This window comes from Candidatus Roizmanbacteria bacterium (assembly GCA_016700135.1).
Taxonomy (GTDB): domain Bacteria; phylum Patescibacteriota; class Microgenomatia; order UBA1406; family GWC2-37-13; genus UBA1450.
Genome location: CP065004.1, coordinates 876,022 through 894,667, shown reverse-complemented (window position 1 = coordinate 894,667; position 18,646 = coordinate 876,022). Strand labels below are relative to the sequence as shown.

Here is an 18,646-nt window from a genome sequence, read left to right as displayed (position 1 = left end):
AGTATGTAGATTGTCAGGGCGGGCCGATATTTCGGCCCGCCCATGAACTCTTTTACAGTAATTATTTCTCCCAACCTTTAGGCCGTCCCGTATACCAATTCACGAGTGTCTGAACACTGTCTTTGAGAGAGTGTTCCGGTTTCCAGCCAAGCACTTGTTGAGCTTTTTCAGTGGAGGCGATCATTTTGGCATATTCGCCGGCACGCTCGGAACCGGTATCAACAGTGATCTTTTTACCCGTAATTTCTTCTACCTGCTTCACAATCTCCATGACGGAGTTTCCGGTCCCTGTTCCGAGGTTGATAATCTCGCTTTTTCCGCCTTTTGTCAGATACTCAAGTGCGAGAAGATGGGCCTGATTGAGGTCGACGACATTGACATAATCACGGATCGGGGTCCCGTCCGGGGTATCGAATTTTCCGCAGGTGAGGTAAAACGGCTCAAGACCGAGAGCACCGCGTACCGCATTCTGCATCAGATGAACAGACGGCTTTTTGGCATCTCCGATCAAACCGTCATCAGTCGCACCGCAGACATTGAAATAGCGAAGGATGACGTAATTCAATCCTTTCAGCTTGCCGTACCACTGAATGACTTTTTCAGACATCAGTTTCGATTCACCGTACGGATTGGCAGGACGGGTCCGATGCTTTTCGTCGATCGGCACATAATCAGCCTCACCGTACACGGCACAGGTAGAGGAGAATACCATATGCTTTATCCCGTTTTCAACGAATTGTCTGATAAAATTGTGCGTCGCACAGGTATTATTCGAAAAATATTTACCCGGATTTTCCATGGATTCATTGACACTGCAGCTTGCAGCGTAATGGAGTACCGCATCAATGTCTCTTTCTTTTGAAAAAACCTCCGAAAGATCGGCAGAGAGGTCAATTCCATAATATCTGAGCTTATCTTCACCGTGTTTTTGCTGTAATGTCTCGAGAGGTTGCCTGAAACCTGTTGAGAAGTTGTCAACAGCGACGATTTCATATCCTTTTGAAAGAAGAAGATGTGTTGCGACGGAGCCGATATAACCGCCGGCCCCAGTGATAAGTACTTTTTTCATATGCGTATATTGTAGCAAATAGAAGCTCAGCTCTTCCTGCCGCTTTTTACTTTCCGTTCACCGACCAAAATACCGACAAAGACCGCTGCCGCGCCAAGCATAAAGAAGATATCGGGATACTCTCCCAGAAGCGGAACGGCGACCAAGACAGCTGCAACAGGCATAATATAGGTAAACATCCCCACTTTCTGTGCAGACAGTTTTGTAAGAGCATAATTCTGAGCGAAATAGGCAAGTGCTGACGAAAGGAATACTCCGTATAGGATTCCTATCCAACTTTTGTCGGTCAGTTCCTGAAAAGACCAGCTTTGGAGTTCATAGAACATAAACGGAACAAAAGCAAGAGATCCGATCAGAAACTGAAAACCGGTCACGGTATACGGATGGACTTTCCCGGCAAGCTGTTTATTGTCAATCGTGATCATGATTCCGCCTATCATGGCGGCAATAAAGCATAGGTTACCTAAGAATGCACTAAAACCCGCCTGTTCCGTGAGCATATGCAGCTGGGTTGATTTGATAAGCGGCGCAAGAATAATGATCAGTACGCCGAGGAGAGAGATAACCATCCCGCGGATAATCTGAGGATGCGGTTTTTCCTTCAGCAGCCGAAGTGAAAGAACGTACAACAGTATAGGTCCGATTGAGCTGATGATAGTGGCATTGATGCTCGGAGAAAGCTGCAGTCCCAGGAAAAAGAAGGATACATTGACCGAAATTCCCCAAAAGGCACCCATTATGAGATGCCACCACAGCTTGGGGGTCATTTTTTTATAATGACTGACCGCCAGTGGTAAAAAGATGAAAGATGCGGTAAAAAATCGGATAAAAGCAAGCGTAAACGGAGGAATATCCGACAGGGCATATTTGAAAATGGGTGATCCGGCTCCCCAAATGATTGTGGCGGTAAGTATGGCAATAATTCCTGACATGTATTCATGGTATCAGAAGAACCGTACCGAATACAGAGATTGAATTCAGGAAAGCTTCTTTTTGTGATGCAGATACACGATAAGTTCACCGACAATGCCTGTCATAATGATCTGAATTCCGAGAATGACGAGGAATATCGCATACTGCAGGGCGGGTCGGCGATAGAGGAGTACCCCTTCAAAAATACGTTCATATGTCACCCAAGCAAGAGCGAGACCTCCGATTACAAAAAGGAGCGCCCCGATACTGCCGAAAAAGTGGAGAGGGCGCTCTGAAAATTTGTATAAAAAGTATGCAGAAAGCATATCAATAAGGCCGATAAAGAGTTTTCTCATACCGTACTTCGATTTTCCGTGAAGACGCGGTTTATTGTGAACTTTGACTTCACCGACACGGAACCCTTCATAAAAAGCGGCAAGCGGCAGGAACCGGAAATTATTGCCGTACAAAACAACTTCTTTCAAAACTTCTTTTCTGAACATCTTGAAACCGCAGTTGATATCAGAAAACGGGGAACTCAAGAAATGCTGCAGAAACCAGCGGGCAGACTTTGAGTATATTTTTATGATCGGATTGTCTTTTCGGTCAAAACGGAAACCGTTCACGAGATCAAAACCCTTGTTGACCTTCTCATAAAAACCCGAAAGATCCGCGGGATCATCCTGGAGATCGGCATCCATGAAAACAATCAGGTTTCCTTTTATATCTTTCAGTCCTTCCGTGAGAGCTCTTCCTTTTCCCATCTGTCTGTTGAGGACAACAAGCCGTGTTTCATGATCCAGATGCGGCTGCAGGGATTCACGATAGTCATCCAATGACCCGTCATCAACGAGAACAATTTCATAACCGACTCCCAGCTTTTTGAGTTTTTCTTTCAGATCAGGCAGGAGAACAGGAAGGTTTTCCTTCTCATTATGAAATGGGATAACAACAGAAATAAAATCTTTCATATGATTTAAAATGAATTATAAGTGTGAGATATTTTTATATACTTTAATATCATTCTTTTCATATATTGTAATATACCGCCAGTCATTTTGCAGAGCTTCATAATTGGCTGTTGATTCTTCAGCTTGAAACCCCCGGCCGATGTCACTGACATCAACAATTACATATTCTGCTTTTTCATACCCTCCGGCAAAGTCATAGAAATACCGTCTTGAGGTGAAATACGGAGCGATATGACCTGTGGCTGACACCTTAATATCATCTCCTGACAGATATTTTTGCCACAACCTGACATCCTGAACACGCCCGGGGTGAGTGGTCCATGCATACAAATCCCTGTGATGTCCCCACGGAAGAGGACTGAGGTACAGAGAAAAAAGAATTGTGGAACTCAAAACATACAGAATGATGATTGTCTCGGATGATACCGGGATTTTTTTCAAAACAGTTCGGTTGGATGAAATGTTCATACACGTTTTTGCTCCATAGATGGAGGCAATCATAACAAAAGCCGTAAGCGCCGTATCATAATGAAAATAGATGTTACGCATATTTCCGTTTGAAGACAAAATATTGGTAGCAAACTCTGACGCTGCCATCAATAGGTGTGCGGGAGAGAAAAGGGCCAGCATCCCCAACGGAGCCGTCAGTATAAATAGGTAGTGAAAAGTCTCATACCGGAATACAACCGGGAAAACCCGCAGAGGATCATCCTTAAGATATTCATAGTACTGTGCACCGAAATGTTCCGTTCCGCGGAAAGCAGGAATAATCACCAACATGGAAAGGAGTACCCAAACGATTCCTGATGTTATCGCGAGTGTACTGAATATGACTTCCCGACGATCCGCTGCTTTGATAAGCTTTCTGATCTGATGAAGCGGATTTTTGCTTTCAGGAACGAAAAGTCCATATCAGTAACTTTCTTAATTAATACATACATTCCGAAAAGTGCGATGACCAAACCCACCTGTTCTTTGGTAAGCAGTGTCAAAAACAGAAAAAGAGAACTCCGTATGTACATTTTTTTCAGCCAGAAGTAATACATCCCCAAAAGAAGCGGAGTAGAAAGAGTCACGGCATGAAAGTCAAAGTTGACCGCTTTTTGAAGCGGAGGATAGAGAAGGTAAGACAATGCAAATACCACTGCCATCCAGTCCCGCTTCCGTGATTTTCAAAAACGATCTGAGTAATCCGATACACAAAAAGCACCCAGCGCGACACCGATTGCCTGTATCACAAGCAGGGTTTCAGGTCCGCTATGTATAAAGAATGCCGGAGAGAGAAGTGCCAGGAACATATCGTTGTGCACTGACATTCTCTTGACCTGATCAAGTGTCGTATGAGGATCGGTCATTTCAAGTACACGGGACATATCTCCGGTCTGAAGTGCTTTATAAGTATTAAAAACAGTCTGATGCATGATCCCCAAATCAAAGTAATGAGCATAGAGTTTTTGGTAGCGAAGGATCGTGAAGAGAGAAAAGTATACACCAAAAGCTGTCATCGCAACAATAAGAATCAGAAAGGGGAGTCGGGAACGTAAAGACCTTATCATGCTGTAATTATATCAGTCCGTTTCATTATTTCGCTATTCTGACTCTTTCTTATCAGGTTCTTCAGTATTGCCCGAGTGGAATTTTTCGTGAATTTCCTTGAGTCTCAAATTCGTCACATGAGTATAAATTTGTGTCGTTGCAATATTTTTGTGCCCCAGCATTTCCTGAACCGATCTGAGGTCCGCGCCGTGAGACAGAAGATCCGTCGCATAGGAATGTCTGAGAACGTGCGGTCCGATACGGAACAGAATATTTGCTTTCTTCCTGTATTTATTAATCATTCTCTGAATTGACCGGACCGATAGTCTGAGTTTTTCATCGGTAAGTTCTTCATCTGGAGTGGGCCCGGAATACCGTAAAAAAAGAGGATTATACGGATCGGTTCGCTTATCAAGATACTTCCTGAGTGCATTTATCGCCCGTGTAGAAAGGAATACCACCCGCGCTTTTCCTCCTTTACCGATGACGCCGAATTCACCCGTTTTCAAATTTACCTGATCACGATCAAGACCCGCAAGTTCGGAGACGCGAAGTCCGGTAGAGAAGAGAACCTCCAAAATTGCCTTATCCCTGAGTGCGCGTTCGTCCTCACCTTTGACAGCCTCAAAAAGTCGCTGTAATTCTTCTTCCTTCAGAAACTTCACTTGTCTGTCTTTTCGTTTTCCGAGCTCGATCATCTCAGGAGACATGACCTTTTTCTTTGATTTGATAAGATATCTGAAAAGACTCCTGAGCGCTACGAGGAAATAATTCTGAGTTTGCTTTTTAAGTTCTCCCTTAAACTCATTCTTATAATTTCGGGACAAGTATAGTCGGAAATATCTTATGGTTTCTTCATTAATTTCTTCAACCTGTATATCTTTTTTACCGTTTTCTTTAGCCAGCCACTCCTCGAAGAAGTGGAGGTAATAGGCATACATTTTAATGGTACGGTCTGACAAGTTTTTATCAAGTTCGCAATATTCCAAAAATCTGTCAATTGCTTCTTTCATTTTCATATACCCTTTATATTAAACGACGTCATATCATTTGTAAAGTATCTCTTAAAATTAGATTGTTAACTTTGTGAACTATATACATATTTGAAGAGTACTTTCCTTAATCACAAGGAGCGGAAAGGGAAATGAAAACTGCTTTAATATCCTATAATAATATCTGATTGAAGCACTTTTTTACTTTGCATGAATTTTTGAGTGTAGATTTACTCAACCGAAAGAGGAGTAATTTTTTTAAAACAAAAATATAGACCTATATAATGTACGGCCGTGCTATATTATTTCTCAGTAGTTCTGGTTTTAAATTCTATTGTCAGTATAATCAAATCATTGAATATATTGCAAGCCGGAATCAAAGGGAAGCGTAACCGATACGTATTAGCAGATGTGTGAGTTTTCTGCTAATTTTCTTCATTTTTATATTCGTGCTTATTTGACAATCCAAACCAAGTATTTACCCTTGCTTTGCATTGAGGAGAAGTATGTATCCTGCAAATTACTCCGTACAACACCCTTCAGACTTTTTTTTCATTATTGCCTATTTATACAAGATATTGTTGATATTATAAATATTTTTACTATGTTGACTGATATATTATATAGTAAGCCTTGTGACAATGTGTATGATATTTATTCAATATAACAAAAAATAATACTACAAGACTTATTTAGCAAATTCTGATCGCATTTTCGCTCGGTCAACTAAGTAATAAAGGCATTCAGTCAAAGATCAGAATATCCTACATCTGATAGAATTATTGTTGTCATTCAGTAGATACAGGAGAACTATTATACATGAAATTGACTACTACAACAATAAAAAAACCCAGAGAAAAGAAGAAATATATTTTTACGGTAATTCTATCTGTATCTGTTGCATTGATAACAGTCATGAATTTTTTTCCAAAAAATATTTCAGAAAAAGCTGACAATCGTGACATTCAGAAGTTTAGGGAAATCGTGCAAGCAAATATTTATGAAGAGATACCCATGCACGTCATCGATAAATACTATGATCTGATCGGCATTGATGCAATGCTTGATGTTATTGAAGAAAATCCGATTTGTCATCTGCACGGTCATAACATCGGCAAGGCAGTCTATCGTCGTACTCAGGATCTTGCCGAATCCTTTCACATTTGTGATGATCGGTGCACAACAAGCTGTTTTCACGGAGTATTGATGGAACGATTTCATCCTGATAACGGGACTCATGTAACAATGGAAGAATTAAAAAAGGTTACCTATGAAATTTGCAACGAAGAAAATAGTTCCCATACTGTCCCGCCCGGATCCTGCATGCACGGCATAGGTCATGCTGCCATGTTTCTAGCCGATTACAACGTCCAAGAGGCAATGACAATATGCAGCATATTTAATGACTCTGTTGAGCAATTCCAGTGTGCTACAGGAGCGTATATGGAACGCGATTTGTATTTCGGCCCTGAAGACGCCAAAAAAGAAAACTTCTATCCATGTGAAGATAGTGAATACCCAGCAGCATGTTATATGTATCGGGTAAAATATCTGACAGGAAAGAATACCGGTGAAGAAATCGCGCAAAAATGTCTTGACATCAAGGATAAAGATGAAGAAGTCGGGTGTTTCTACGGCTTAGGATATGCCTACCTTTTGGATATTATGGAAGATCCTCAACTTATAACATCCCTTTGTAACTACGGTACGCAGGAAGATCATCTTGCCTGTATCGACGGCTCCGTCGGAACAATCGGAATTGTCCAGCCTGATAAAGCAAAAGAAATTTGTACTTATGTCCCTGATGATGAATTCAAACATTGTCTGAAAGCTGCTGAGAAAGGAACGAAGTTTGTTGAGCCGAATCCTCACATGTATCCCCATTAGACAATAGCTGTGCCGGAGAGAGGACTTGAACCTCCACGAGTGTTACCCCACAGGTTCCTAAAACCTGCGCGTCTGCCAGTTCCGCCACTCCGGCTTTGTCCCGCCGCAGCCTACTTACAAGCAATGGCGGACTGAGTATCTATTATACCATTATTCGGAACTCTTCTTCCCGAGAAGCATTGCTGCAACCCATCCGAAGACAAATCCTCCGATATGGGCAAACCACGCAACACCACCTTCTCCTGCACCGTATGTGGTGAAACCGCTCAGGAGCTGAATGAAGAACCATACTCCGAGAAAAAAGCTTGCCGGCAAATCAACCGTCCGAATGTAGAAGCCTGTCGTTACCAGAGTCCTGATGCGTGCCTGACGGAAAAGAATAAAATATGCGCCCGTGACACCGGATATCGCACCCGACGCGCCGATAAGCGGAATCGTGCTGGCAGGATCCGTAAAATACTGTGCAAGGGTCGCGGCAACACCCGCGGCTAGATAAAATACAAGGTATTTCAAATGCCCGAGTTCGTCCTCAACATTATCTCCAAAAATGTGCAAAAACCAAAGATTTGAACCGATATGGAGTAGTCCGCCATGCATAAACATAGAGCTGAAAACATAAAAATAGGCAGCAGGGTTTAGCAGACTGAATTCCTGCGGTATGAAACCGTACTGAAGAATAAATCCGTCAAAACTGGATGCTGATATCTGAAGAAAAAAAACCAAAAGATTTGCGGCAATAATCAGGTAGTTTACAAAAGGAAATGATTTTTGGGGACTTGAATCGTATAAAGGGAACATAGATTGAAACTGTACCTGAAAATTATGAAAATTAAGTAAATGATCGACTGATCATCTCAAATCCCAGTACAAAGCTTTTCGTATCAGACAAAAACTGAACCTTGCAAGCGGATGTTCATATTAAGAAGTATACCTTATAGGGTAGGTGGCGGAGCACTCAGGTCTGGAACCCAATTATCCTTATAACCCACCCATGCTCCATGGCTCTATTCTACCAAAAACGAGACAAATGAGACAGTATAAAAAAGGGTGTCTCATTTTCTATAATATCCCATAACAACACAAATGATAAATGATACATTTTGATATAGTTGTGCTTCTGCCCTTTACTTATGGGAAGGGCAAGAAAATATTCAACATTTAATAAAACGCGGTTTGTATTATTTACTCATTCATATGCCTGCTATGCTATAACATGCCATATAAGAACGAAGTATAAAATTGATGACAGACTAACACCAAGACAATTACGAAAGGGATATTTCAATAGGAGGATTATTCCAGAAATTTCAAGACTTTCTTATTCGCTGCATTTTGACTATGAAGTTCTTTGGGAAGCAATACTATTGAATAAAAAGCAGCAAGTGAGTAAGCAGGTAAAAAGCAGTAATGGAATTAGATTGGCTCTAGACTAGCAGAGTAGTGCTAAACTAGAGGTATGGTTTGTAACAATAGGCCGATATCAAAATACAAGAGAAAAAAGATACTATGGTGTTTTGCACACGATCTGAGTGCTACACAGACCTCTGGTATTTTGGGTCTCAACCGCAATACAGTCAACAAATATTACAATAATATTCGTCAACTCATATATCATCACCAAGTGCACCAGATGCAACGATATGTTGGTGGTGAGATAGAAATTGATGAATCATACTTTGGACCTCGAAGGATGAGAGGCAAGTCAAGTAAAAGAGGTCGTGGGACGTCATTTAAGCAGGTAGTATTTGGGATATATGAGCGTCAAGGACGTGTATTTACTCGTATCATTCCAAACTGTAAAAGAAGAACGCTACATGCTGTTATGAAGGGAAAGATTGACTTGAACAGTACTGTATATTCAGATTCGTGGAGCGGATACAACGGACTTGTTGATGTCGGGTATGACAAACATTTGAGAATCAATCACAAGAAAAATGAGTTCTCAAATACAAAAGGGGTCCATATCAATGGCATAGAGTCATTCTGGTCCTTTTGTAAAAGACGTCTCGTTAAGTTCAATGGTGTAAAGAAAAACTTTCCATTACACTTGAAAGAGTGTGAATGGAGATGGAGCAAATCCCCATCGATCCTTTACAATGAACTATTACAAATTGTTAATGTGCTAGTCTAGAGCCTTAGATTTTACCTTGCTATCGAGGAAGAATTAATTGCTCTTGCAGAATCAAAAAGAAACAGATCACGAGACTTTTTCGATCCTGACTATGAAAATGAATTTGCAGTGCTCAGTATTGCAATAGAACGAGTAGCAGGGAATCTTATTAATGATGTCGAAGATGACTTTGTTTTTGATCAGCAATGTGAAGAAATGAAGAGGATATGTCTTAATTGGTACTACAAGACAGCATATCGATATAAGTTGCCCACACTACGAATCATACCATTTATCATCCGACTCATTACCTCAAAAAACTAGTAGCAAAGCGAGATGAACTTGCTACAATAGCAGCATGGCAAAAAGTGCGTATTTTGATAAACGTCGAGAGCGTAATAAACAGAAGTTAGAAGTACTCCTCTTACGCAAAGATTTTCAAGCAGATATTACAGAATTGCGAAAGTTACTTAAAATTCCTGAAGGAGGATTTACTGATGAGAATGCATACACAATGTGGGAGATAAATCTTGAGCTTGAGACACAGAAATACTTTAGTGAAAATAGCCCTTCTATGATACAGAGGCTCCAAGAGCTAAAAGAAAAAGGACAAATGGCTGAGTATGAACAAGAACGGTTAATGTTTAATCAAAAAGCTCCAAGAAATTTCATCAATTACTGCATCTGGCAACTTATACATAAATATAAACTCTCTACCCAATGGCGAAGTTCTCTCAAGAATTATGTTATTTTTAACGACATTGAGAACTTCTGGGTACCTGCGAGTAATATCTCGATGAATATCAAGTGGGATAAAAAAACCGGACATCGCGAACTTTCTCTCATTATTTATGCTAATACTACTTTAGAAGATGTAAAAGCAATATGGCCACAAGTTATGAAGCAGCAAGAACAATTGCAAGATAAAGATAAGGACAAGTCTCAGCCGATCCCGAATTTAAAACTTGATAAGCGAGTATTCGAATTATGGAAAAGCGGAACAAGACCGTACGAGAAAATTGCTGAAAAGATCCGGGAAGAGTTTAATCAATCAGACTTTATCTATACTGATGTGTCTAATGCGCTTAAACGATATAAAAAACGTTTTGGTTAAGAATCAAGCATAATTCATAACGTATCGCTTCTTTTTTCACTCTTCTACAATACTTTTAAACTACTCATTTTCAAAAATGTATAAGTTTTTAACTGTTTATTCATAAAATGAAAATAGAAGGATAAAACCTATGCAACAGCAAACACAGCAAATAAAAATTGCTAACCGACAAGTAACCATACGGTATGTATCGGCAGATATACTGCGTCCTGCCGAATATAACCCTCGCAAATGGGATGAGACAGCAGCGAAAAAACTCGCTGAGAGTATTAAACGCTTCGGATTAGTTGATCCTATTATCGTCAACAGCACAGCAAATCGAAAGAATATTGTTATTGGAGGCCATTTTCGTCTTGAAGTCGCAAAAAGCTTAGGTATAACACAGGTACCCGTTGTATATGTGAGTATCCCAAACGTCCAAAAAGAGAAAGAATTAAATCTTCGTCTAAATCGCAATACAGGAGAATGGGATTTTGAGTTGCTGAAAGACTTTGATGTTGAGTTATTGTTAGATGTTGGCTTTGATGACAGTGACCTTTCCCACATCTGGGATGACAATTTAGGCGTGGAGGATGATGAGTTTGATGTTGAAAAAGAGCTGGAAACGATTAAGGAACCGAAAAGTAAGTTAGGAGACATCTATGAACTTGGCATGCATCGGCTCAGCTGTGGAGATGCTACCGATCCAGAAATTGTTAAAAAACTACTTAAAGAGGATAAAGTATCGATGCTCTATTGCGATCCGCCGTATAACATTGCACTTGATTATAACAACGGCATCGGAGCAAATGGGAAATATGGCGGCAAAATAAATGATCGAAAATCTGAGGACGAATATAAAGCGTTTTTGAAGAAAACGCTTGAAAATGGTCTTGCTGTAGTACATTCTGATTCGCATATCTTTTACTGGTGTGATGAAAACTACATTGGATTAGTTCAGGAGATATATAAGGAACTAGGCATTACCAAAAAACGAGTATGTTTATGGATTAAAAATAATCAGAATGTTACTCCACAAACGGCATTTAATAAAGTATATGAACCTTGCGTATACGGTATCAAAGGTAATCCGTATCTGTCCGATTCAGTTAGAAATTTAAATGAAGTTCTTAATAAAGAAGTGGGTACTGGGAATAGACTTACCGATGACACTCTAGACCTTTTTAATATTTGGCTCGCAAAACGATTGCCGTCGCAAGACTACGAACACCCAACAGAAAAACCACCAACACTCCATGAAAAAGCATTGCGACGTTGTACCAAACCTGGTGATATTGTGCTTGATCTGTTCGGAGGTTCCGGCTCTACCCTTATTGCCTGTGAACAGTTAAAACGTCGTGCGTTTCTACTAGAAATTGAACCCATTTTTTGCGACCTAATTATTAAACGCTACGAAAAGTTGACCGGAAAGGAGGCAAAGCTGTGCAAATAACAATTGGTGACGTCTATCAATTAGGTGATCACCGGTTACTATGCGGTGACGCAAAAGCTTCAAGTTTAATGAAGAAACTTATCCGAGATGAGCGAATATCATTGGTGCTGACAGATCCGCCATATGGTGTTGCCTATGTTGAAGGAAAAACTGACTTGACGAAGATAAAAAAGCACAGCAAGAAGATAATCAATGATCATACGCAGACGGAAGAAGCATACAGACTATTTACGAAAGAATGGATTGAAGTAGTGAAACCGTATCTCTCTCGTAAGAATTCGTTTTACATTTTCAATTCTGACAAGATGCTGTTTGCCTTAAGAGATGGTATGAAAGACGCGGAGATTAAGTTTACCCAGCTTCTTATTTGGATTAAAAACCATTCAGTAGTTGGTCGAATGCATTACCTTCCCCAACACGAGTTGATTGCATATGGTTGGTATGGGAGTCATGAGTTTTACAAAGTGAAAGACAAAAGTATTTTGTGTTATCCAAAACCTAACAAAAGTCCCCTTCATCCAACCACGAAACCAGTAGGACTTCTGAGGAATCTAATTCTAAACAGCTCAAAAATTGGTGATTGCATCTATGATCCGTTTGGTGGTTCTGGATCGACATTAATTGCGTGTGAGCAAACAAAACGAAGATGCCTCATGGTTGAGATCGATCCGGAATACTGCCAAGTAATTATTGATCGCTTTCAAAAAGTCAGTGATCAAAAGGCAGAAAGGATAAAAGGCGATGGAAAATAATCAGTCAACAATTCAGAAACGGATAGATAAAAACCAAGAGCTAGTCATTGAGCAACTCAAGAAAACACCAATTGTGCAAGTTGCCTGTGAAAAAGTTGGAATTGGTCGAGCAACATACTATCGTTGGCGAAAAGAAAATGAGGAGTTTGCCAAACTTGCAGATGAGGCAATTGCAGAAGGAAATAATTTAGTGAATGACATGGCAGAATCCCAGCTCATGGCTGCAATTCGAGATAAAAACCTTACGGCGATTATTTTCTGGCTCAAGCATCACCATCCTCGCTACGCAACAAAGGTTGAAATAACAGGACACCTGAAACATGAGGAACAATTGACTCCTGAGCAAGAAGCGTTGGTCATGAAAGCACTTAAATTAGCTGAATTACTTCCAACTGCTCTAGAGAGGGATTCTCCCAAAGGAACAGAAACGGAGGTGCAAATACATTGAATGTAGCACAAACCTTATCACCTCAAGAACTTGAGCAGATTAAAAAGAAACGCTCCATTCGGAAGATGCTTGCCAAGAAAAGCCATTTCTGGTTCTTCACTATTTATTTGAGTGAGTACATCGATTACCCCTTTGCTCCGTTTCATCATGAAATGTTTCATATTAGTGAAGATCAAGATTTGCGTCTGGCAACAATCGTTGCCTTTCGAGGGTCAGGTAAGTCAACACTCATGAGCTTGTCCTATCCCATCTGGTCGATTATTGGTTCTCAACAGAAAAAGTTCGTTTTGATATTAGGACAGACACATAACCAGGCACGACAGCATCTAGCGAACATTAAAAAAGAGTTGGAAACAAACCACCTACTCAAGGCAGATATCGGACCATTCCAAGAATTTAGCGATGAGTGGGGTTCGACCTCGATCGTGCTCTCTAATTATGATGCAAAAATTATGATTGCTTCGACTGAGCAAAGTATCCGAGGAATTCGGCATGGAAAATATCGACCAGATGTCATTATTTGTGATGATGTTGAAGACTTACAGAGTGTAAAAACGAAAGAAGGTAGAGATAAAGTATTTCAGTGGTTCAGTGGAGAGATTATGCCAATTGGTGATACCTATACAAAGAAAATCATTATTGGTAATCTCCTGCATGAAGACTGTTTGTTGATGCGACTTAAGAATATGATGGGTTTGGGGAAACTTGATGGTAAATTCTTCGCCTATCCTCTTATTGATGATAACGATGTTATTTCTTGGACAGGTAAATTTCCTGACATGCAAGCTATTGAGAAACATAAAGCAACCATTGCCTCAGATACTGCCTGGTATCGAGAATTCTTACTTAAAATTATTTCTGATGAAGATCGATTAGTTCATCCTGACTGGATCCAATATTACGATACTATTCCGGATGAAATGGGCAATAAATTTCGCTTTAACGCAACAGGAATTGATTTGGCAATTTCTCAGAGGGAATCAGCTGATTTCACAGCGATGATCACTGCAAAGGTGTATGGCTACCGAGAAAAGCTGCAGGTTTATATTCTTCCGAATCCCATCAATAAAAGGATGGGATTTCCTCAAACGGTAGAAACAGCTGCAGGGATTGCTACCAGTTTACAATCTAAGCTGTATATTGAAGAGGTTGGGTATCAGTTGGCACTTATAGAACATCTATCAAACGTCATGAATATTCCAGCTGAAGGGGTGAAGGTATCAGGACAGGATAAACAATCACGCCTAACGCTTATTACTCATCTCATTCAACAAGGCAAAGTACTATTCCCTAGACAGGGCGCAGAAGATTTGATCATGCAACTCACAGGATTTAGAATAGAAAAGCACGATGATTTAGCTGATGCTTTCTCACTGCTTTTACTGAAAATCATGGAAGAGGATAATGCTCCTCAGCCAGGGATAATGATTATTGGGGGACCTAGTATTTATGATCGATACAACCCACTAAGTATATTTGACGATGAAGATAGAATCACATTAGATAAGGTTTTTTAATTAAGTACTAAGGAGAATTTAAAAAGGCAAAACCTCAGAAGAGTTTATTTTAAGCGCTTTTATGATTCGATATAATTTCTCCAAGGATGGATTTACTTCCCCTCGTTCAATTTTGCTGTAATAGCTGGGATTTATTCCTGCATCAACTGCTACTTCAACTTGTTTGAGTCCCTTCTTTTTCCTAGTCCTTTTTAAATTGTCACCTATTTCTTTACGAAGCTTTGCAGTAAAATAATAAGGCATATAGAGCAATTTTCCGCAAAATTCAGAGATAAAATTGTCTATATAAAGACTTTATATGCTCGACCTATGGTTGATTTGTTGTAGTCTCTCTGTGTAAAATTATAAGAAGAAGAGGTAATAACAGTCGGGTAAAATTTGCTATACTTTCTTTATAAGATAAAAATATGACGGAACAAATTGCACCTCAGCCTACCCCAATTGAACGGACTGGTGCTATTGCACTTCCTGAAGAAAGAGAATCATTTGAAGGGCAAAAAGTATTAGTTGTTGGTGGTCCCGATGCACATGGAGTCAGCATGGTTGCAACATCTGCTCAGTATCTTGAAAAAAGAGGCGCTGAAGTTGAAACGTATGTTGGCTCACCAGTTGTGAGAAATGGAAGGGGTGCTACGCATCCTGGTGCATTTTACTCAAAAACACTGCCGGGATTGCCTCTAGAAGGAGTTGATCGAGTTATTGTTACCGATATTCCCCTTGATTTCAGAAATCTGAGCCAATCGGAAGAAGAAGTTGTTAAATTGGCAGAGCGTATTAACGAAGAAAGAAAACGGAGAAACTTGCCAGAACTTGAGCATCCGGTGTTTTTCTTGGATCATCATAGCACTACAGCATTTCAAACAGATGCTTCATCTGTTGTTGTGAAATCTGTACCACAAGCATATGAATGCAGACTTGGAAATGAACCATCAAAAATTGCTAGAATTGGCGCAATTTGCGACAGAGATACAGCTACTCTTCCAATAACTGAAGAGGAAATGGTGCTTGCAAAAGGGCTCGATGCAGCGGTCCGTCCTGATTCAGATGATCCACGTCCTACATTACCGAAAAACGCAACTGAACAGGAATCACAAGTATATCAGGAAGCATTGAAGGCGTGGGAAAATCGAGCACAGAAGCGACTTGAGGATGCAGTGCAGCGACTAAAAGCTGAGGATTGGGAATATTTTAGAGGTGAGGCAGAAAAAATGGCTCGTGTTGAAATTCCAACAGCTAGTGGTTTTGGCCAAATTGCACTTGTTGATACGCAGGGCCTCACAGAAAAGTTTTCGGTATTAAAACTTATGGAAATGGCAATTGATAATAATGGTGCAGATAAAACACCGTATGCAATTGGTGTACTTCGTGAGGCAGGAGATGCAGTCAAAATGGGGAGAGAACCTGCTGATTTAATAACAGTTATTCGCTATTGGACACGAGAAGATTTGCCCTCGGTTGAGAAAATTATTTCTGAGCAAATGCCCGAGCTTATAGATACCTACAGAATGTATGGTGCAGTAAATGCAAAAACAGTTCGTTTACCAGTAAACGATAAGGAAACAGCACGAATCGTTGCTCAACTCGTTGAGGCATTTGCAGGACGTGAGATGCCAGATTTTTCAAAAGTAAAATCGGTTGTCATGTGTGGTGATCCAAACTCTGGTAAATCTGTCTATTCAACTATTTTCCGGGAGGCACTCAAAAACTTAGGAGTACGCGTTGCGCATTTAGATTTAGATAAAGCTGCACCTACCCCGGCTTGGTACCTTGATGCTGAGGTTGCGTATAAAGAAGCAGAATCTCTTTTTGCTCAAGGAAAATTATCTCAGGAAAAACTTGATGAGGCAAAAAGAGCACTTGAGGAAGCGGCAGGACGAAGGCAGTCAATGAAACGGTCGTGGTCGCTCGAGCTTGCTGAGGAAGCAAAACAAGAACTTGTGCAAGCAACACAGCAAGAAGATACAGATTTTGTTATTGGAGACATTGGTGGAGGAAAAATAAAAAAAGATGAAAATGGTAAAATCGTTAAAATCACTCGCTTAACTGCTGAAAATGCGAGGATTTTAGAAGGAGCAGATGCGGTAATTATTGTATCTAATAACCCAGAAGGCGCTGAAGAATGGCGAAAACTGATTGAGATTGGGATTGATCCAGAAACAGGGGTCAGAATTCAACGAGATAGGCCAATAGAAATTATCGGTATGTATCAAAGCGTTTTAGAAGGAAATGTTCAGCGTGTTGCGGGTAGCCGTGACGAAGCAGGGATTATCACAAATCTTGATCGAAGTAAGGCTGAGCGAACCTATAATCCGTCTGTTTTTGCAACAGCAATGTTTGTCGCAAATGCAGTTGAGAAGAGGAGACAACAAAGCGATAATAATTGAATATGGCAGAAGAAATAATACAACCACACATAAGACCACCAGAACAAAGAGAAGCAGAGCCATGGAAGCAACATATGGCCTATGGAAGCGAGCAGTTTGAAAGTGCTACTGCAAATAATCATAATGTTATTTTATTAACTGATACAACACGGCCTACAAAATTGGTTTTAGGAAAGGATGTGGCATTGGTTTTACCAAAAGATCCAGAGCATCTACCACAATGGGCAGGGTACCCAACGCATCAGGAGTCATGGTTGCCACTTTGGTTTGTTGTTGCCAATCATTCACAACACCGTACTCCGGAAGAATTTGAATATAGAAAAGCGCTTTTAGACAGAGTTTCTCCAGACGAGAGACAGCTTATGAGAAAAGCACTTATCCATAAAGCAAATGAGTTTTGGCAGGATTATAGGGAAGATTCAGAAACAACTGATCCACGAAAGAAATATAAAAAAATCACTCGAACAGTGCAGGATATTTTACTCTATGTTGATGCTCCTGATGAGGCCATTGAAGACCAGCAAAAATATCTGGAAGCGCATCCGTTGTATCCGTTAATCCAACATGCAAATCAATTGAGAAAAGGTAGAGGGCTTGAAACAGCGCCTGCACTTGAACAACAGGTAGAGGAGGTATTAGCTCGTTACACAACTGAAGTAGGCGCTGAGCAAGCGAGAGCAGCGTATGATGAAGTACAAAAAAGATTAGCAGAAGATTCAAAAGATGAAATGGTGATTCTCATGCCTGATAAAAACATAGCTGACGCACGGCTGTATGCGGAACTTGCAAGTTATGACTTGTTAATGGCTGAGGATGAGCATGATCAGGATGTTGTTTCTGTAACTTCTTTACTAACTGAGCCTCGGTTTTATCAATTGGATACTAAGTTTGGTCCGCAATTATCTCGTGAAAGAAGAATGGATGTTATTGCAGTGCCTGAAAAGTTAGCTGCTTGGGATGTGGTGAAAGGTGGAAAGGAATCATATCAGCCCATCAGTATGATTGTGGCTACACATACCATACCGCAAACAGAGTCAGGGCAAAAATTACAAGCAAGACTTCAGCAAGAGCTGTCTCCTGATATGGTTGCTCACCACTATCTTGGTGCAGCAGAAGAATTTTTGCATAGAGATGCATGGGGTAAAAGTTATGTAAAACGTGTTGATAAAGAGGGCACGAAACAAATTAAAAAAGTAATTCCACTATACAGAGTGGCATGTGATTTATTGCCTCGAGCAGTGTATATGTTAAAAACTGGTAAGTTTCCTGCTGGTGTTGAAAATAGTGAGCTGTGGGAAGTAGGAGAAACAGCAGAAGAAGCACAAAAAATTCAAGAGTTGTTTCAAAGACAAGATGCAACGCAGGAAGAGTTACATGAGTTAGCTCAGAGAATTGAGGGAAAATTTAGACAATGGTTTAAGGATTCTGATTATGAGTTGTTCTTAAGTAATATGGAGAAAATGGGACAACGACACACGCTAACGCAAGAGCGAGAAGACTAATCACCATTACAATGAATATA

At 40.4% G+C, this 18,646-nt stretch carries 18 protein-coding genes and 1 tRNA gene; 9 read left to right on the top strand and 10 right to left on the bottom strand.

From position 1 onward, the window contains the following. Positions 1-61: 61 nt before the first annotated feature. The 7 genes from galE to IPM65_04700 are packed head-to-tail and all read right to left on the bottom strand — an operon-like array spanning position 62 to position 5,507. A complete protein-coding gene (gene galE / locus IPM65_04730) occupies positions 62-1,069 on the bottom strand; it encodes a UDP-glucose 4-epimerase GalE (protein ID QQS43430.1) in 1,008 nt (335 codons plus the stop codon). A 26-nt stretch (positions 1,070-1,095) separates the two neighbouring features. Next, positions 1,096-2,001: an EamA family transporter gene (locus IPM65_04725; GenBank protein ID QQS43429.1), complete on the bottom strand. Its 906-nt coding sequence runs from the start codon at positions 1,999-2,001 to the stop codon at positions 1,096-1,098. A gap of 45 nt (positions 2,002-2,046) precedes the next feature. Next, entirely contained in the window at positions 2,047-2,952 is a 906-nt protein-coding gene (locus IPM65_04720; protein QQS43428.1) for a glycosyltransferase family 2 protein, read from the bottom strand. A 15-nt stretch (positions 2,953-2,967) separates the two neighbouring features. Beyond that, positions 2,968-3,822, bottom strand: a complete 855-nt coding sequence (locus IPM65_04715; GenBank protein ID QQS44723.1) for a DUF2079 domain-containing protein — start codon at positions 3,820-3,822, stop codon at positions 2,968-2,970. After that, entirely contained in the window at positions 3,762-4,103 is a 342-nt protein-coding gene (locus tag IPM65_04710) for a DUF2079 domain-containing protein (protein QQS43427.1), read from the bottom strand. Before IPM65_04710 ends, IPM65_04715 begins: the two co-directional genes overlap by 61 nt. Positions 4,104-4,124: 21 nt before the next feature. Further along, on the bottom strand, positions 4,125-4,508 hold the full coding sequence (locus IPM65_04705) for a DUF2079 domain-containing protein (GenBank protein QQS43426.1): 384 nt from the start codon (positions 4,506-4,508) through the stop codon (positions 4,125-4,127). 33 nt (positions 4,509-4,541) lie between these two features. After that, a complete protein-coding gene (locus IPM65_04700; protein ID QQS43425.1) occupies positions 4,542-5,507 on the bottom strand; it encodes a tyrosine-type recombinase/integrase in 966 nt (321 codons plus the stop codon). Positions 5,508-6,299: 792 nt separating this feature from the next. On the opposite strand from IPM65_04700, the gene IPM65_04695 reads away from it, so the two are divergent. After that, positions 6,300-7,367, top strand: coding sequence for a hypothetical protein (locus IPM65_04695; GenBank protein ID QQS43424.1), 1,068 nt, complete (start codon positions 6,300-6,302; stop codon positions 7,365-7,367). A 10-nt stretch (positions 7,368-7,377) separates the two neighbouring features. On the opposite strand, the gene IPM65_04690 is transcribed toward IPM65_04695, so the two are convergent. Both IPM65_04690 and IPM65_04685 read right to left on the bottom strand, forming a co-directional pair. Continuing rightward, a tRNA-Leu gene (locus tag IPM65_04690) sits at positions 7,378-7,461 on the bottom strand. A 56-nt stretch (positions 7,462-7,517) separates the two neighbouring features. Continuing rightward, positions 7,518-8,165: a rhomboid family intramembrane serine protease gene (locus IPM65_04685; protein QQS43423.1), complete on the bottom strand. Its 648-nt coding sequence runs from the start codon at positions 8,163-8,165 to the stop codon at positions 7,518-7,520. A gap of 658 nt (positions 8,166-8,823) precedes the next feature. Between IPM65_04685 and IPM65_04680 the strand changes: the two genes are divergently transcribed. The 6 genes from IPM65_04680 (at position 8,824) to IPM65_04655 (ending at position 14,740) form a co-directional block, all read left to right on the top strand. After that, positions 8,824-9,498, top strand: coding sequence for an IS1595 family transposase (locus tag IPM65_04680; protein ID QQS43422.1), 675 nt, complete (start codon positions 8,824-8,826; stop codon positions 9,496-9,498). Positions 9,499-9,835: 337 nt separating this feature from the next. Continuing rightward, positions 9,836-10,591, top strand: a complete 756-nt coding sequence (locus IPM65_04675) for a hypothetical protein (GenBank protein ID QQS43421.1) — start codon at positions 9,836-9,838, stop codon at positions 10,589-10,591. A 130-nt stretch (positions 10,592-10,721) separates the two neighbouring features. After that, positions 10,722-12,023 (top strand): DNA modification methylase, encoded by a 1,302-nt coding sequence (locus IPM65_04670; GenBank protein ID QQS43420.1) that lies wholly within the window; start codon positions 10,722-10,724, stop codon positions 12,021-12,023. Continuing rightward, positions 12,014-12,775 (top strand): site-specific DNA-methyltransferase, encoded by a 762-nt coding sequence (locus IPM65_04665; protein ID QQS43419.1) that lies wholly within the window; start codon positions 12,014-12,016, stop codon positions 12,773-12,775. Before IPM65_04670 ends, IPM65_04665 begins: the two co-directional genes overlap by 10 nt. Then, on the top strand, positions 12,765-13,223 hold the full coding sequence (locus tag IPM65_04660; GenBank protein QQS43418.1) for a hypothetical protein: 459 nt from the start codon (positions 12,765-12,767) through the stop codon (positions 13,221-13,223). Before IPM65_04665 ends, IPM65_04660 begins: the two co-directional genes overlap by 11 nt. Beyond that, positions 13,220-14,740, top strand: coding sequence for a hypothetical protein (locus IPM65_04655; GenBank protein ID QQS43417.1), 1,521 nt, complete (start codon positions 13,220-13,222; stop codon positions 14,738-14,740). The genes IPM65_04660 and IPM65_04655 overlap by 4 nt, the downstream gene beginning before the upstream one ends. 18 nt (positions 14,741-14,758) lie before the next feature. Here IPM65_04655 and IPM65_04650 read toward each other — a convergent pair whose 3' ends face one another. Beyond that, positions 14,759-14,983 (bottom strand): helix-turn-helix transcriptional regulator, encoded by a 225-nt coding sequence (locus IPM65_04650; protein QQS43416.1) that lies wholly within the window; start codon positions 14,981-14,983, stop codon positions 14,759-14,761. Positions 14,984-15,147: 164 nt separating this feature from the next. On the opposite strand from IPM65_04650, the gene IPM65_04645 reads away from it, so the two are divergent. Beyond that, positions 15,148-17,124 (top strand): hypothetical protein, encoded by a 1,977-nt coding sequence (locus tag IPM65_04645; GenBank protein QQS43415.1) that lies wholly within the window; start codon positions 15,148-15,150, stop codon positions 17,122-17,124. Positions 17,125-17,126: 2 nt separating this feature from the next. Next, positions 17,127-18,626 (top strand): hypothetical protein, encoded by a 1,500-nt coding sequence (locus IPM65_04640; GenBank protein ID QQS43414.1) that lies wholly within the window; start codon positions 17,127-17,129, stop codon positions 18,624-18,626. Positions 18,627-18,646 lie beyond the last annotated feature (20 nt).

Coding starts and splice junctions, on each gene's coding strand:
- galE (QQS43430.1), bottom strand. CDS start 1,069: ATGAAAAAAGTACTTATCACTGGGGCCGGCGGTTATATCGGCTCCGTC.
- IPM65_04725 (QQS43429.1), bottom strand. CDS start 2,001: ATGTCAGGAATTATTGCCATACTTACCGCCACAATCATTTGGGGAGCC.
- IPM65_04720 (QQS43428.1), bottom strand. CDS start 2,952: ATGAAAGATTTTATTTCTGTTGTTATCCCATTTCATAATGAGAAGGAA.
- IPM65_04710 (QQS43427.1), bottom strand. CDS start 4,103: ATGGCAGTGGTATTTGCATTGTCTTACCTTCTCTATCCTCCGCTTCAA.
- IPM65_04705 (QQS43426.1), bottom strand. CDS start 4,508: ATGATAAGGTCTTTACGTTCCCGACTCCCCTTTCTGATTCTTATTGTT.
- IPM65_04700 (QQS43425.1), bottom strand. CDS start 5,507: ATGAAAATGAAAGAAGCAATTGACAGATTTTTGGAATATTGCGAACTT.
- IPM65_04695 (QQS43424.1), top strand. CDS start 6,300: ATGAAATTGACTACTACAACAATAAAAAAACCCAGAGAAAAGAAGAAA.
- IPM65_04685 (QQS43423.1), bottom strand. CDS start 8,165: ATGTTCCCTTTATACGATTCAAGTCCCCAAAAATCATTTCCTTTTGTA.
- IPM65_04680 (QQS43422.1), top strand. CDS start 8,824: ATGGTTTGTAACAATAGGCCGATATCAAAATACAAGAGAAAAAAGATA.
- IPM65_04675 (QQS43421.1), top strand. CDS start 9,836: ATGGCAAAAAGTGCGTATTTTGATAAACGTCGAGAGCGTAATAAACAG.
- IPM65_04670 (QQS43420.1), top strand. CDS start 10,722: ATGCAACAGCAAACACAGCAAATAAAAATTGCTAACCGACAAGTAACC.
- IPM65_04660 (QQS43418.1), top strand. CDS start 12,765: ATGGAAAATAATCAGTCAACAATTCAGAAACGGATAGATAAAAACCAA.
- IPM65_04650 (QQS43416.1), bottom strand. CDS start 14,983: ATGCCTTATTATTTTACTGCAAAGCTTCGTAAAGAAATAGGTGACAAT.
- IPM65_04645 (QQS43415.1), top strand. CDS start 15,148: ATGACGGAACAAATTGCACCTCAGCCTACCCCAATTGAACGGACTGGT.
- IPM65_04640 (QQS43414.1), top strand. CDS start 17,127: ATGGCAGAAGAAATAATACAACCACACATAAGACCACCAGAACAAAGA.